The 544-nt window shown below is 81.8% G+C and carries 2 protein-coding genes; both read left to right on the plus strand.

Translation table 11 applies throughout. From position 1 onward, the window contains the following. Window positions 1-218, plus strand: a 218-nt coding sequence (locus WCS02_RS21065) for a hypothetical protein (RefSeq protein ID WP_340296253.1), incomplete at its 5' end; no start/stop codon positions are given. Further along, window positions 215-544 (plus strand): MBL fold metallo-hydrolase (locus WCS02_RS21070; RefSeq protein ID WP_340296254.1); only part of this gene is annotated, 330 nt, incomplete at its 3' end. The genes WCS02_RS21065 and WCS02_RS21070, both read left to right, overlap by 4 nt.

The following is a 544-nucleotide window of genomic DNA, read 5'->3' on the forward strand; positions in this document are numbered from 1 at the left end:
TGCCTGGCGGCGGTCCCGGCGGCGGTCCCGGCCCCGGGCCTGGCGCAGTCCCTGGTGGCGACCCCGGCGGCGCCTCGGCGGTCGTGGGGCTGCTGGCGGAGCAGGCCGTGCTGGTCCCCGTCGTCCCGCGCGCGACGTGGCGCGACGGCGACGGGCGCGAGCCCTCGGTCCGCGGTGTCGACCTGCGCCTGCCCCGGCACGCGGGGGAGGTGCCGTGACCCGGCTGGTCCGGGCGGACAACCCCGGCCCGATGACGCTCGAGGGCACCAACACCTGGTTGGTCGGCCGGGAGCGCGTGCTCGTCGTCGACCCCGGGCCCGCCGACCCGGCGCACCTGGCGGCGGTGCTCGCGGCCGTGGCCGGGGCCGGCGCGCTGGGCGGCGTCCTGCTCACCCACCGCCACCCGGACCACGCCGACGCGCTCGGCCACGACGTGCTGCGCTCCGCGCTGGCGTCCGCGAGGGCACCGGTGCTCGCGCTCGACCCCGCCCTCGGCGACCCGCCGACGCCCGGGGCGCTCGCGGCGGCGACCGACGGGCCGGCC

The organism is Aquipuribacter hungaricus (assembly GCF_037860755.1).
Taxonomy (GTDB): domain Bacteria; phylum Actinomycetota; class Actinomycetes; order Actinomycetales; family JBBAYJ01; genus Aquipuribacter; species Aquipuribacter hungaricus.